This is a genomic window from Massilia sp. 9I, assembly GCF_902506415.1.
In the GTDB taxonomy this organism is placed as follows: Bacteria; Pseudomonadota; Gammaproteobacteria; order Burkholderiales; family Burkholderiaceae_D; genus Telluria.
Window position 1 is genome coordinate 2,565,978 of the sequence record NZ_LR733275.1, and the last position, 13,728, is coordinate 2,579,705.

Below are 13,728 nucleotides of genomic sequence, written 5' to 3' on the forward strand. Positions count from 1 at the left end.
GCTGTCCCTTGGTTCCGACGGCCGCCTTGTCGCGCGTAGTGACGGCGGCCGGTGCCCCAGTATATCCCCATCCGCGCGCCTGGCGGTGGCGCCGGCCGGACACGCTGGACAGAAGCGGGTCACCCCTTAGGGAGCGACCTTGACGATGACCCCATTGTCATGGGTCAGGCGCGATATGACGCGCACCTTCATCGTGCGGGCGCCGGCGCCTGTGCACGGCGCAGGCGCGCCGCGAAATCGCGCAGGTAGGCTTCGCGCCAGCGGCTGACCGTCTTCGCGCCCTGGAACTGTCCTTCGCTCAGGCGCGGATCGGGATCATCGGTCCACCAGTTCGGGTATCTGTTTGAGGGCCGGCGCGCCAGTTTGGGCGCCGGATTGCGCGAGGTGAAGGCGCCGGTCTGGCCATCCAGTCCCGGATGGTTGCTCTCGATGCGGTAGGTCCAGCGCTTCTCCTCCTTGGGCGAGAACAGGAAATACCAGCCGCCGTCGGCCCGCGCAAACCCGGGGAAGGCCTGCTTGTCGACGATGAGGGCGGCGCGCGGCGCAACCGGCGCCTCACCGATGGGACGGTACACCAGCTCCATGATGGCGAAGGTCTCGACCATGTCGGAGGCGGAGGGCGCCGCGTCGAACACGAGGCGCGGCCGGTCCCAGGCGCGCACGAAACTGCCGCCCCAGCCGCCCGCTGCCGGATTCTCCGAGTTCACCCCCATCACATAGGCCAGCGAAGGCGTGTCGCCCATCTTGATCTTCGGGGCGATGCCGGCGAAGTAGTCGCCCAGCGTGCTGCCCTTGACGTGGCGCTCCACGAAAGCCGCGTTGCCAAGATCGCCCGACTGGTCGCCACCGCCGAACCAGCCGCGGTAGGTCGAGTTGTTTTCGATGACCCAGAGCTCGGGATGCTCGCGCATCAGGTAGTCGTAGGCCGCGTTCGACCACTTCTTGTTCGGACCGCCGATCATGTAGACGCGCAGCTTCGGCTTGATGTCCGGCGCATCGTGCAGGGCCTGGGCCAGGTCGTCGAATCCACCCCACAGCAGCACCCAGAGCGGACGCGCATCCCCATGGCGGGCGCGCTCGACAATCCAGTTCGAGCCTTCGGTCGGCCTGCCCCAACCCGGCGGCGGGGACAGGTCCAGGCCGCCCTGCTTCGAGATGCTGCGCAAACGGGCCGGGGTCGGATAGTCCTGCGACCAGGTCTTCAGGTTCGGATAATCCTTTTCGTAGGCATCGATGATGCTGAGCAGGTGGCGCTTGCGCTCACGTCCCTCGCCCCAGGGCGAGGCGATCAGGCCTTCCAGCTCGATCATGTCGGCGTACAGCAGCAGGTGGACCAGCGACTGGAAGTCGTCGAAGTCGGTGCCGCCGATGTCGGTGGAGACGATCACGCGGGGCTTGACTCCCGCCGCTGGCGCGAACGCGGCGGCGGACAGCGGCAGCGACATGGCAAGCAGGGCAAGCAGGCGGCGGCGGTTCATGGCGGGCTTACCTTTGCATTGGTGGTAAAGACAGGGCTGGAACCGCGCCGGTAAATTCGCGCAGCACGATAGGCGCCACGATTTCCGCGCCCTTCTCGTTCAGGTGGGTCAAATCGGGGCCCTTGGCATCCGTTTTCGGCGGAGGGCCCAGCGTGGTGGACTCGGCCTCGCCCAGCGCGGCGAAGGCCGTCATGCTCGCGGTGTGCAAGTCGACCAGCGGCAGCCGGCGCTCGCTGGCGACCGCGCGGGTGGCTGCGGCCCAGGGCGCCAGGGTGTCGGCCAGCTTGCCGTTCTCGAAGGTGCGGCGCGCCAGCGGCGTGACCATGACCGGCACCGCGCCCGTGGCCACGGCTTCATCGGCGTAGCGTCCCATGTTCGCCGGGAACTCGGTCTTCAGGTCGGTCGAGCGCCCCGGTTTGCCCGGTTGGTCGTTGTGGCCGAACTGGATCAGGACATAGGTCTGGCTGAAGTCGCGATTCTCCTCCAGCAGGCCGCGGATTTCTTCCCAATAGCCTTCGGCACGGTAGCTGCTGGTGCTGCGGCCGGCGCGGCCCTTGTTGAGGCAGGCGACGCGCGGCGCCAGGCGCCGGCACAGGGCGTCGCCATAGCCGCCGTTCGGCGCCATGGTCGAATCACCGACCAGGATCACGCGCACCGGTTTGATCGGCTGCGACCAGGCGGCGTAGCGCGCCAGCGCCTTCTCCGGAACGCTGCCGTACCAGGCGTAGCCGTTGCGGCGTTCGACGTCGATCTCGCTCACGTCGTCATGGATGCTGCGGTCGCGGTCGCCGAACACCGGTTTGCCTGTGCGCGCATCGTAGTAGCGCGACCACAGGGCGGGCGCACCCGGCGCCGGCTGCAGGCGCCTGCCGGCAGCACCGCCGCCGGTCCAGGCGAGGTCGCGCAGCGCGGCAGCGCGCAGCCAGGCCACGCCCGCATGCACGGCGTCGCGCACGTCAGGCGCGGGATCGGGCAGACGCATCAGGAACATCAGCACGCCCGCGCTCTCGCTGCTTGCCAGGGCCGCGGGCTCGAAGTTGCGCGCGCCTGCCAGCTCCAGGCTCAGGACGTCGTACTGCTGTCCCCATCCAGTGCGCTTGGCGCCGCTGGCCTGCTGGGTGGCCACCAGCATCGCGCTAGCGCGCCGCAGCGCGCCCTGCGTTTCCTGCTTGAGCGCGGGCGGCACGAAACCATAAACGCTGCGCCCTTCGCCGATGTCCAGCATGAGGTCCAGGACTCTCACCATGGCATCGTCATTCAGGGTCACTGCATCGTGATAGCCGCCCTGCAGCGGATAAATCTGGGGGAAGCCGCCGTTCGGGTACTGCGCGTTCAGGAGGTAGCGCAGGCCCTTGAGGAAGGCCGCGCGGTAGACGTCGCCCCGGTCGCCCAGCTGCGCCGCGACCAGCGCCAGGAAGCGCATCTCGGTGGTGGTGGCGCCGTTGTCGATGGTGCCGACATAGCTCCAGGAATCCTTGCGCTGCGCGCCTTCCGGCGGCGACCAGGACTCGCCCGGGCGGCGCGGCGGGCCGCTGCGGTCGGCATTCTTGCCCCAGCCGCCGGCCGGTGTCTGGAAGCTGAGAATGGTGTCGGCCACCCGCAGCGCCTCGGGCGTCCCGTACCAGGCGGCGGGTTTTCGCAGCGGCATCCCGCCATCCCCAGTCGCATGCGGCCGGCCGCGGCCGCCGGGTCGGCGCGCTCCGCCGCCAGGGCAGCCTTGTCGGCCTCCATCAAGGCGCGCGAACGCGTCAGGTAGCCGGTCCACTGGGCGCGCTCGGCCGCTGGCAGCGCCGCGATGCGGGTCTCGCTCAGTGGCTGGGCCGGCGTCATGGCGCCCAGTACCGCCGCCTGGGTGATGGCGGGAAGGGACAGGCACAGCGCGCCGATCGATACGGTTAGATGTCGCACGACAGACTTTCTTCGGTTTTGCGGGATGCCCCAAAAAAACAGGCGGAGCCGGGGCTCCGCCTGTGTTCAGTCCGCGAGGTCGTTTAGAACTTGTACTCGACGGACGCGCGGTAGACGCGGCCCATCATGTCGGCAAGGCTGGTCAGGTAGCCGCCGCTGTAGATCGTGTTGGCGGTCAGCGGTGGCCATTCTTCCGTGATGTTGTTCACACCCAGCGAGATCGTGGTGTTCTTGATCCCGGTGTAGCGCACGTTCAGGTTGAACTGGCTATACGACTCGACTTCGGTCAGGGTGGAACCGGCGCGCGGGGTCAGGTCGGTCAACCCGGTATTGAAGCGCTGCGACAGGGTCGTCTTCCAGTCCCCCAGGCTGTAGGTTACCTGGGCGGTGTACTTCCAGCGCGGGTTCACCTGCGGCATGCCGGCCAGGCCCGAGTTCGGACCGGCGCTGCCGAAGCGGCCGTCGTTGGTGATGATGCCGACGTTGCTCAGCCACGGGCCGTTACGCTCGCTCTGGAACTCGTACTTGTGGTACCAGGTCGCATCCAGCTTGGTGTCGAAGGTGCCGAAACTGGTCTTCGGGAAGCGGTAGCTGGCCGACAGGTCGGCGCCGCGGATGCGGGTCTGGCCGCGGTTGGCCTGGCTCGCCACGATGTGGTCGATGGTGCCGTCCGCACGACGCAGGATGAAGTCGGTGTACTTGTCCGGATTCTGCTGGATCTCGGCGATCGACACCGCGCCCAGCACGTCCTTGATCTTCAGGCCCCAGTAGTCGACGGTCATCGACAGGTTCTTGATCGGCTCCAGGCCGAAACCGATGTTGAAGCCGCGCGACTTTTCAGGCTTGAGGAAGGTGTTGTTCGGCGACTTGGTCCAGTACGAGGTCAGCACGTTGCAGACCTGGTCGGCGGTGTAGCCCGCGGACGGGGTGCCGGTGCCGGCGACCAGCGGCTGCGAGCTGCGGCACAGCTGCGGGTCGTCCATCACCTGGGTGCGCACTTCCGGCGTCGGGTTCTGGATGTCCATGATCGACGGGGCGCGGAAGCCGCTCGACACCGAGGCGCGCACCAGCAGCATGTCGTTCGGGGTCCAGCGGGTCGCGAGCGCCGGGTTCACGGTGGTCTGTTTCAGGTCGTCGTAGTGGTCGGCGCGCACCGAACCGTTGACGGTGAAGGTCTTGGTGATCGGCGCATCGGCTTCCAGCACCAGCGAGGAAATCTGGCGCTTGAGCTTCTTGGCCACGCCCTGCGGCAGTTCGCCGATCAGGTCGGTCTGCACCACGTTGCCGGCGGCGTCGATGTTGTAGCTGCCGTCGGCCTTCTTCAGCACATAATCCAGCGGTGCATTGAAGGTGCGCGCCGAGTCTTCGCGCAGTTCGCCCGAAATCGCCAGCACCAGGTCGCCGCCGCCCAGTTCCCACACCGGCTTGGTCACGGTCAGGTCGACGCTCTTGTTGAAGGCCTTGTTCAGGCGGTAGGTATAGTCCTCGGCCTGGATGCTGCGCAGGTATTCGATGCCTGCCGCGTCCTGCGGGCCGAACGGGTTCAGGATGCCCTTGTCGAAGCCTTCCTGGGCCTTCGAGTACAGGATGTAGCCTTCGCCGACGCGGGTGTCGCGCTTGGACTGGCCGTAGTTCAGGCCGGCGCGGTAGTCCCAGCCCGCCACGTTGCCTTCGGCCGACAGCACGATGCGGTCGTTGGACTGCTCGTCGTTGCGGTAGGCCGGTCCGAGTTCGCCCGGGCCCCACTGGAAGTAGATGGTGCGGTTGTTCAGGTTCAGGTCACTGACGGTGCCCGGGGTACGGGTCGCGTCGATGTAGGCGGTCGGCGTGTTCGCGCCGGTATTGCTGCCCACGACCTTTGGCACCGGCGTGATGCCCTTGCCCGGATAGAACTTGCTGGTGGACGTCAGCGAGTAGGTGGTGAAGGGGTTGTTCGCGCCCGGCACCTGCATGCCGCGGAACTTCTGCACGGTGAATTCCGAGTGCAGCACGTCGAGGTCGATCTTGTGGCCGCCCGCGAGGTTCCAGCTGGCGCGGCCGCTCACGGTGGTGATCTCGCTGCCGTCGGTGACGGCAGTCCAGAACAGCGGATTGCGGATGCAGCCCGGCGCGTAGACCGGCGGGTTGGCCAGGCTGTTGTTGCCCAGGGTCGGCAGCGAGTACGGCGACGAGCAGCCGGTCGCGAAGTTCGGGTTGTAATTCGAGTTGGCGGTGCGGGCGAAGCCGAAGTTGGCCAGCGGGTTCGGGTTGCGCGCGTCGGGAGTGATGCCCAGGCCCAGGCTGCGCAGCACGGCCGGGTCATGCTGCTCCGGGCGGTCGCCCTGGAACAGCGCATCCTTCTTCTGGTGGTCGACCGCGATGTAGGCATTGAAGCCGTCCTGGCCCAGGTCGCCCCAGCCGGCGATCGCGCCGATGCTCTTGGTGGTGCCGCCGCCGCTCATCTCCGGGCGCGCGTATTCGGCCTTGATCGAAGCGCCCTTGTAGCCGCGCTTGGTCCAGTAGTTCTGCACGCCGCCGATCGCGTCGGCGCCGTAGATCGAGGCGCCGCCGCCGTTCAGGGTCTCGACGCGGTCGAGCGCCATGCGCGGGATCACGTTGACCGAGATGTACTGGTCCTGCAGCGGCTCGTTCGCCAGGCGGCGGCCGTTCAGCAGCGACAGGGTGCGCATCGGGCCGAGGCCGCGCAGGTTGGTCACCGGACCGGCCGCGCCGGAGTTGGTGCCGAGCGACAGGGACTGCGGCTGTTCGAGCACGAAGTCCTTCAGTTCGGTGTGTCCGCGAGCTTCCAGCTCCTGCGCCTTCACGGTGGTGACCGGCGTGGTGCCTTCATCGGCGACGCGGCGGATCAGCGAGCCGGTCACGACCACCGCCTGGGGAGCGGCCTCTGCCTGTGGCGCGTCCGAGGTCTGCGCCTGCGCCTGCGCCGCGAGCTGGAACAGCGCGAGGCTCACCGCAGTGGCGATGGCCGCACGGCGTGGGGTGGGAACAAAGTACGGGTTCATTCTGTCTCCTTGATGTTTTTGTAAGAATTGATATGACCACACTTCTTTTTGGTCAGGCCACTGTTCCGGCGCCTTACCTTCAACTCTACCTCTCTGTGAAGGCATTGCAAGAATTGATATGACCACATCATAAACTGGTCTGTCCACTTTGTTGAAAAAAATTGGGAAATTGTTCCCTCAATACATCAGTCAAACGTTTGCGTGGGGCGGAATTATGCTAGCCGGGTCGTTTTTTGTTGTATTGAGAACAATGCATACGGGCTTGCAAAGCGCTTGGAGAGCGTGCGGGACGGCCGCAGCCTCTGTCCAACCAATCGTTAAATTGGTCTTGCCAATTCCGACACTTCACGCCACCATAGGCGAAGCCGGCGCCGCACCGTCCACGCGCCGATGGAACGACCGGTCTGCCAGAGCCGGTCAATACAACAAGCATGGAGACAGACGAAATGAACGAAAAACATGTTGGGGGAGTCGATCGCCGTACGGTCCTGAAGGCCGCCGGAGCGGTGGGCCTGCTGGCCGCCGGCGGCGCCTGGGCGGCCACGCCGCGCAAGACCTATGCCGTGGTCGGCGTGGGTTCGCGTGCGCGCATGTTCACCAATGCGATGACGGGCCCCTTCCGCGACACGAGCGAAGTAGTGGCCGTCTGCGATCGCAACGCCGGCCGCCTGGCGCGCGCCGTGAAGACCATCAGCGAAACCGGCGCCAGCCAGCCGCGTGCCTATGCCGCGGCCGACTTCGACCGCATGCTGCGCGAGACCAAGCCGCAGTATGTGATCGTGACCACCACCGACGCCAGCCACGACGACTACATCGTGCGCGCCCTGGATGCCGGCTGCGACGTGATCACCGAAAAGCCGATGACCACCACCGCCGAGAAGGCGCAGCGCATCCTCGACGCCGTCAAGCGCAGCGGGCGCCACATCCGCGTCACCTTCAACTACCGCTACTCGCCGCCGCGCACCCAGGTCAAGGAACTCCTGATGTCGGGCGAGATCGGCGACGTCATCTCGGTCGACTTCACCTGGCTGCTCAACACCGTGCACGGCGCCGACTACTTCCGCCGCTGGCACAGCAACAAGGCCAATTCGGGCGGCCTGATGGTGCACAAGGCAACCCACCACTTCGACCTGGTCAACTGGTGGCTCGGCGCCGAGCCGGAAACCGTGCATGCCTTCGGCTCGCGCCAGTTCTACACACCGGAAACCGCGCGCCGCATGGGCTTGTCGGGCCCGCACGAGCGCTGCCTGACCTGCCCGGAAAAGCAGAAGTGCAGCTTCTATTTCGACCTGGCCTCGGACCCGGGCCTGAAGGCCCTGTACCTCGACAACGAGAAGTACGACGGCTACTTCCGCGACCAGTGCGTGTGGCGCCCCGAGATCAATATCGAGGACACCATGAACGTCATGGTCCGTTACAACAACGGCGCGCACCTGAACTATGCGCTGTCGGCCTATGATGCCTGGGAGGGCTACCACATCGCCTTCAACGGCACCAAGGGCCGCATCGAGCACCGCATCGTCGAATCGGGCGGCGCGGCCGGCGCGGCAAAAGTGCAGAGCGGCAGCGAGAACGTCTCGATCCGCGTGATCCCGATGCGCGGCCAGCCACGCGACATCGCGCCGATCGTGGGCAAGGGCAGCCATGGCGGCGGCGACGATGTCATGCTGAACGAAATCTTCGGCGTCGACCCGGGCGACAAATACATGCGCAAGTCCGACGAGCGCGCCGGCGCCTGGTCAGCCCTGGTCGGCATCGCCGCCAACAAATGCTTCGAGACCGGCCAGACGGTGCGCGTGCCCGACCTGGTCACCGGTCTCACCGCACCGGACCGTGCGCCGATGCCGGACCGCCGCGCGCCGGTGCCGATGCCGATCCGGATCAAGATTCCCTGATTCCTGCCGTCGCTAACAAAAAGCCAGCTCGCGCTGGCTTTTTTTTTAGAAGTCCACCGAGAGATAGGCCGAGGCGAGCCTGCCGGCGATCACATCGTAGGCCCCTGCCCCGCGCAGTTCCAGGCCGTAGGTATCGAACAGGTTGCTGACCGCGACCCGGAGCGAGGCCGGGCGTTCCATCAGGGTGAAGCGGTAGCGGCCGCTGAGCGAGGCCAGGGTGCGGGCGGGAAGCGCGACCCGGTTGTCGACGGTGGCGGTGACGGCGCCGCTGTGCGAGGCGCTCATGTCCAGCGACAGGCCGTCCAGCCAGGGCGTGCGCCAGTCCAGGTTGAGTTCCACGCTGCGCCGGCTCATACCGACCGGACGTTCGCCGACCCGGCCCAGCCTGACGCCTTCGCCGGTCGCGCGCGGGCGCGATAGCACGGCGCCAGCCACCAGGTTCAGGCGCGGCGTCAAGGCGCCGGCCAGCGATAGTTCCAGCCCGCGGTTCTCGACCTCGCCCAGCTGCGCATAGCGGTTCGAGGCATCGAAGTTGAAGTAAGGCTTGCGCAGCTCGAACAGGGTGGCCACCAGCTTGATCGCGGGCGTCAGCGCATAGCGCAGGCCCAGGTCGCCCTGGGTGGTGCGGATCGCCGGCAGCAGCTCGTTGCGGTTGACCGCATTGCTGGGCGCCACCCCGCTCTCTTCCAGCCCGCGCGTGAAGCTGCCGAAGACAACGAGGTTTTCGCCCAGCGGCACGGCCGCGGTGGCGTTGTACAGCCAGGGCTTGTCCTGCGCCGTTGCCGGCGCCAGGCCGGGCTTGTGCAGCTCCTTGCTGTAATCGGTCTTCTGCAGGCCGAAGCCGATCTCGCCGACCCCGCGCCAGCGTCCTTCGTAGGCCACGCCCGCCGTGTGCTGGCGCGTGCGGTCATGCGTCTGCGGGCCGAAGCGATAGGCCGGCTCCGGCAGGACGACGGGCGCATCGACCGTAGTCGGGCCAAGGTCGAACAGCTGCGAGCCATCGTAGTGGCGCCGGCGGTCGCGCCCGCGCAGGCTAAGATGCAGGCTGTGCAGGCGCGGGCCTTCCGCGATCAGTCTCGTTGCACGCAGTTCGCCGCTGGTGGACGCGGTGCCGGAGGGCGGATCGGCGATCAGGAGGCGGTTGGCGCGGCCGTCCGGCGTGAGTCCGGTGAGCAGGTGGGTGAAAGCGCGGTGGTCCTCGTACTGGGAACGGAACACGCCGGCGCGCAGCAGCCAGCCGCCGCCCGCCTCCGCGTTGGCCAGCAGCCCGTAGTTCATCCCGGTGCTGCGGTAGTCGGCCCAGTCCGGGCCAAGGAAGCGGCGCCGCTCGATGCGCGGCGGGAGGACGGGGCCGGCCGGCAGGTAGCTGGGCGCCTTCTCGTCGTCATAGGTCTCCATCCGGTTCCAGAACGGGACGATCTCGAAGGCCGCCGATGGACGCCAGCGCAGGCTCAGCGCCGCATTGCGGTAGCGCGAATCGGTCCCGTTCGGATATTCATTGCTGCCGGTGGCCGCACCGAAGCCGAGCCCCAGCACCCGTCCCGCCAAGGGCAGTTCGGCGTCGGTCTCGAGATAGGCCGCTCCATAGCTGTCGCCGCCCACCAGCAGGGCCGCTTTGGCCTGCTCGCCCGGCTTGCGCAGGCTGTAGTCGACGATGCCGGTGGGCGCCGGGAAAGGATAGCCCTGGGCCGAAATGCCGACCCGGATGGTGGTCGAGCGCCGGATGCGCGCCGACAGGCCCCAGGCCTGGTCGAAGTACAGGCCGTCGATGCGGGCATTGCCGGCCGCGATCGGCGAAAAACCGCGCACGCTGGAAGCGTTGTACAGGCCGATGGTCTCGCGCCCGACGCTGGTGCCGAAGGCATCCTCGGCCTGGCGCACCGCATTCTCGTCGGTCCTGCCCTGCGCCTCGCGGCTGCCAGCCTTGGACGATCCCGGGGGCTGGTCGGACACGGGAGCGGTGGTCTGGGCCCAGGCGGGCGTCATGACGGCGGCCAGGAGGACGGCCGGGCCGAGGAGATTGGGCATGGAGAGCATCGCGGAAGTTGGAGAGCTCGGCATTATCCGTTAGCCGTGGCGTCCTGCATGTTCGAAAATTTCGAACATACCCCGGTAAATTTTCCGTTTTTTGCCAACGTGCAATCCGTGCATACTGCGTTCCTCAATCGACCCAAAGGATCCCAGCATGAAAAAAATCGCACTTCTCCTGTTGTCGGCAGCCCTCTCCAGTACTGCCCTGGCCGCGCCGGAGACCTATGTCATCGACGGCTCGCACACTTTCCCGCGCTTCGAGTACAGCCACTTCGGCTATTCGACCCAGATCAGCCGCTTCGACAAGACCAGCGGCAGCATCGTCCTGGACCGCGCGGCGAAGACCGGTTCGATCGACGTCAGCATCGACGCGACCAGCGTCAACACCGGCTTCCCGGTATTCAACCAGCACCTGCAGGCCGAGGACTTCTTCGACACCAAGAAGTACCCGACCATCACCTACAAGTCAAGCAAGCTGAACTTCGAGGGCGACAAGCCAAGCTCGGTCGACGGCACCCTGACCATCAAGGGCATCGCCAAGCCGGTCCGCCTGGAGATCAGCTCCTTCCACTGCATGCCGCACCCGATGCTCAAGAAAGACGCTTGCGGCGCCAACGCAGTCGCCAAGATCAAGCGTTCGGAGTTCAACAACGGTAAATACGCGCCCTATGTCAGCGACGAGGTGACCCTGTCGATCGCCGTCGAAGCCGTCAAGCAGTAAGCCTTTGCGCCTGCCGGCGCGACAATTGGAGGACAAACTGGCGCCCTGGGAGGGGCATAATTCCAGTATGAGCTCCTCCATCTCCTCCTCCGCCCAGCTGGCCGGCGCCCTCGGCCAGACCGACCTGTATGCCTCGGCCACGCAGTCGCTGCTGGCACGCCATCCAGGCCTGAAGACCATCGATGCGCAGCTGAGCCGCGATACCGCGCGCCTGTCGTCCATCGGCCGCATGGCGCTGGCGCTGGACGCCTTCCGCGCCCGCGCCAACGGGGTGGCAGGCGAGAACCTCGGCACCGCGATCAAGGTCGATGGCAAGGCGGCGAGCGCCCAGCTGAGCGGTTCCGGCGCCGCCGCCGGCACCCACACGATCGAGGTCCAGCAGCTGGCCCAAGGGCAGCGCCTGGTCGCGCGGGCACTGCCGGACAAGGACAAGGCGATCGGCACCGGCGCGCCCACCCTGATCCGGATCGAAACCGGCAGCGGCAAGGAAGCGAGCAGCGTGACGCTCCGTATCGAGCAGGGCAACAACACACTGGACGGCATTGCCAAGGCCATGCGCGAGGCCGGCCTGGATGCCAAGCTAGTCGAAGACGGCAAGGGTTTTGCCCTGAACCTGAGCGGCAAGCCGGGCGCCGCCAACGGCATGCGCGTCACGGTCGAGGGCGACGGGGCGCTGGGCGCCCTGCTCTCCTACGGCAGCGGCGCGGCGGGCGGCATGAGCCAGCAGGCCGCGGCCCAGGATGCGCGCGCCGTCGTGGACGGCAAGGCCGTCACCTCATCGACCAATACCCTGGACAAGGGCATCGCCGGGGTGTCTCTGAGCCTGAGCGCCATCGGCAAGAGCGAAGTGAAACTGGCGCGCGACCCCGCTGCCGTCGCCGGCAACGTCAAGCAGCTGGTCGAGGCCTTCAATACGCTGGGAGCGAGCCTGGACGGCCTGAAGACCGGCGACGCTACCCAGGACAGCCTGCCCGCCCGGGTCAGGCTCGAGATCGGCCGGGTACTCGATGCCGCCGACCCCAAGGTGCTGGCCGACATCGGCATCACGCGCAAGGACGGCAAGCTGGTGCTGGACACGAAGAAACTGGAGGCGGCCATCGCGGCCGATCCGAACCGGGTCACGGACCTGGTCGGCAAGCCAGGCGCCGGCCTGGCGGCGCAGTTCGCACAGAGCGCGACGCGACAGCTGACCCAGGGCGGCATCCTGGCCGACCAGGCCAGCGCCGTCCAGGATCACGTGGACAAGCTGAGCGCGCAGAAGGCGCAGGTCACCGACATCGTCCAGCGCCAGGCCGTCCTGCTCGCGCAGCAGTACAGCCTGGGCGGCACTGGCGGCAGTTCCTTGTTCGGCTTAAGCGGCAACAAGCCGTTGTCGCTGTTCGACTTCATGGCTTGACGCCTGGCGGCCGCGCCTTGCACGCGGCCGCCGCCCCGATCAGAAATTCAGGGTGACGCTGCGCGGGCAGTGGTCGCTGGTCTCGATGCGCTGGCCGGGCAACTGCACCACGGCTGTCTTGCGCGAACCGAGGTTCGCCGGCTGGCGCGCTGCGAGTGCGCCGCTGATCACGATGTGATCGAGCCCCGAGAAGCCGCGGCAACCCTCTTCGACGCCGCTCAAGGGCACCTGCTGCAGGGTCCTGGAGCCGTCGTTCAGTTCCTGCCACAGGTAGCGCGTCGCCACCTTGCCGTCGGCGCCCGGCGCCGGCACGCCGGCCGGATCGCTGCCGTCGTTACGGACCTGCGCCGGCTTGATGGCGGCCGCTGCCTCTTCGTCGATGCGGCGGTTGAAGTCGCCGAGCAGCACGAACTCGGGACTGCCCTTGGCCACGCTGTCGATCCAGCGCTCCAGCGGCGCGACCTGCCGGTTCAGCACCTGGCAGGCGCCGGCGCGGTCGTCGAGCAGGCGCGCCTGGTAGGTCGGGGTCGGCACGATGTTGGCGCAGCCCGACTTCAGGTGCACATTGAGGAAGCTGATGCGGCGTCCCGGCAGCTGCAGTTCGAGGGCCAGGCCCGGACGCACCTTGCGCGCTTCCGGATCTTGCGGATTGTCGCTCACGGCCAGGCCATGCTCCACGCTGCACACGGCGGGAGCGGAACCCAGGCTGCTGTCCCAGGCGAAGGCCACGGTCTGGAAGCCGTCGTGCGGCGCGTCGCAGACCTTGAAACGGTCGGCATGGCGGCCCAGCACCTGCCTGACCACCTCCGCCGAGCGCACTTCCTGGAAGGCGATCACGCGCACGCCCTGCTTCTCGACCAGTCCGTCGACGGTCGCCTGCAGGCCGGCCAGCTTGGCCGCGTAGTCGGCGCTGGTCAGCTGTACCGGGGCGCCGCGTCCCTGGTAGGCATTACATGGCGCCATCATGGCCTGCTGCGCCGGCCCGCCGAACAGCTTTTCGGTATCGGCGGCGCACTGGCGCGCCACCCGGTTGGCCTCTTCGGTGATCGACGCCTGGCCCGGCTCGCGGCGCGGGCGCGTGTCGCACCAGGACACGCTCTTGCACACGGCATTCTGGCGATCGAAATCCTGCTGCGAACCGGCCCAGGCCATGTTGAAGGAGGCAACGCCGATCGGCGTCGGTGGCGCTTCCGGGGCGGCGTGGGCGACCGGGGCGGCGCACAGCGCCAGCAGGACGGTGAATGGCAGGGGCGTGAAGAGGTGGCTCAGTTTTTTCATGGTATGGACGCCGGACCGC

At 67.3% G+C, this 13,728-nt stretch carries 8 protein-coding genes; 3 read left to right on the forward strand and 5 right to left on the reverse strand.

Annotation, left to right across the window (positions count from 1 at the left end):
* Window positions 1-188: 188 nt before the first annotated feature.
* The 3 genes from GV068_RS11450 to GV068_RS11460 all read right to left on the reverse strand — a co-directional run bounded on the left by GV068_RS11450 (window position 189) and on the right by GV068_RS11460 (window position 6,388).
* The gene (locus tag GV068_RS11450) at window positions 189-1,478 is read right to left on the reverse strand and encodes a DUF1593 domain-containing protein (RefSeq protein WP_159697499.1); all 1,290 of its coding nucleotides are present in this window, start codon (window positions 1,476-1,478) and stop codon (window positions 189-191) included.
* Window positions 1,479-1,485: 7 nt separating this feature from the next.
* Window positions 1,486-3,126 carry a pectate lyase gene (gene pelA, locus GV068_RS11455; RefSeq protein ID WP_201303280.1) on the reverse strand — a complete coding sequence of 547 codons (1,641 nt, stop codon included), beginning with the start codon at window positions 3,124-3,126 and terminating at the stop codon, window positions 1,486-1,488.
* A 343-nt stretch (window positions 3,127-3,469) separates the two neighbouring features.
* Window positions 3,470-6,388 carry a TonB-dependent receptor domain-containing protein gene (locus GV068_RS11460; protein WP_159697501.1) on the reverse strand — a complete coding sequence of 973 codons (2,919 nt, stop codon included), beginning with the start codon at window positions 6,386-6,388 and terminating at the stop codon, window positions 3,470-3,472.
* Window positions 6,389-6,834: 446 nt separating this feature from the next.
* Between GV068_RS11460 and GV068_RS11465 the strand changes: the two genes are divergently transcribed.
* Window positions 6,835-8,283: a Gfo/Idh/MocA family protein gene (locus GV068_RS11465; RefSeq protein ID WP_159697503.1), complete on the forward strand. Its 1,449-nt coding sequence runs from the start codon at window positions 6,835-6,837 to the stop codon at window positions 8,281-8,283.
* A 45-nt stretch (window positions 8,284-8,328) separates the two neighbouring features.
* Here GV068_RS11465 and GV068_RS11470 read toward each other — a convergent pair whose 3' ends face one another.
* Complete coding sequence (locus GV068_RS11470) at window positions 8,329-10,311, reverse strand: TonB-dependent receptor domain-containing protein (protein WP_201303282.1); 1,983 nt, start codon at window positions 10,309-10,311, stop codon at window positions 8,329-8,331.
* A 157-nt stretch (window positions 10,312-10,468) separates the two neighbouring features.
* Here GV068_RS11470 and GV068_RS11475 point away from each other — a divergent pair, with 157 nt between their 5' ends.
* Complete coding sequence (locus tag GV068_RS11475) at window positions 10,469-11,035, forward strand: YceI family protein (protein WP_159697507.1); 567 nt, start codon at window positions 10,469-10,471, stop codon at window positions 11,033-11,035.
* Window positions 11,036-11,102: 67 nt separating this feature from the next.
* Window positions 11,103-12,431 (forward strand): flagellar filament capping protein FliD, encoded by a 1,329-nt coding sequence (gene fliD, locus GV068_RS11480; RefSeq protein ID WP_159697509.1) that lies wholly within the window; start codon window positions 11,103-11,105, stop codon window positions 12,429-12,431.
* Between the two features lie 39 nt (window positions 12,432-12,470).
* On the opposite strand, the gene GV068_RS11485 is transcribed toward fliD, so the two are convergent.
* Window positions 12,471-13,709 (reverse strand): endonuclease/exonuclease/phosphatase family protein, encoded by a 1,239-nt coding sequence (locus tag GV068_RS11485; RefSeq protein ID WP_159697511.1) that lies wholly within the window; start codon window positions 13,707-13,709, stop codon window positions 12,471-12,473.
* Window positions 13,710-13,728: the final 19 nt, after the last annotated feature.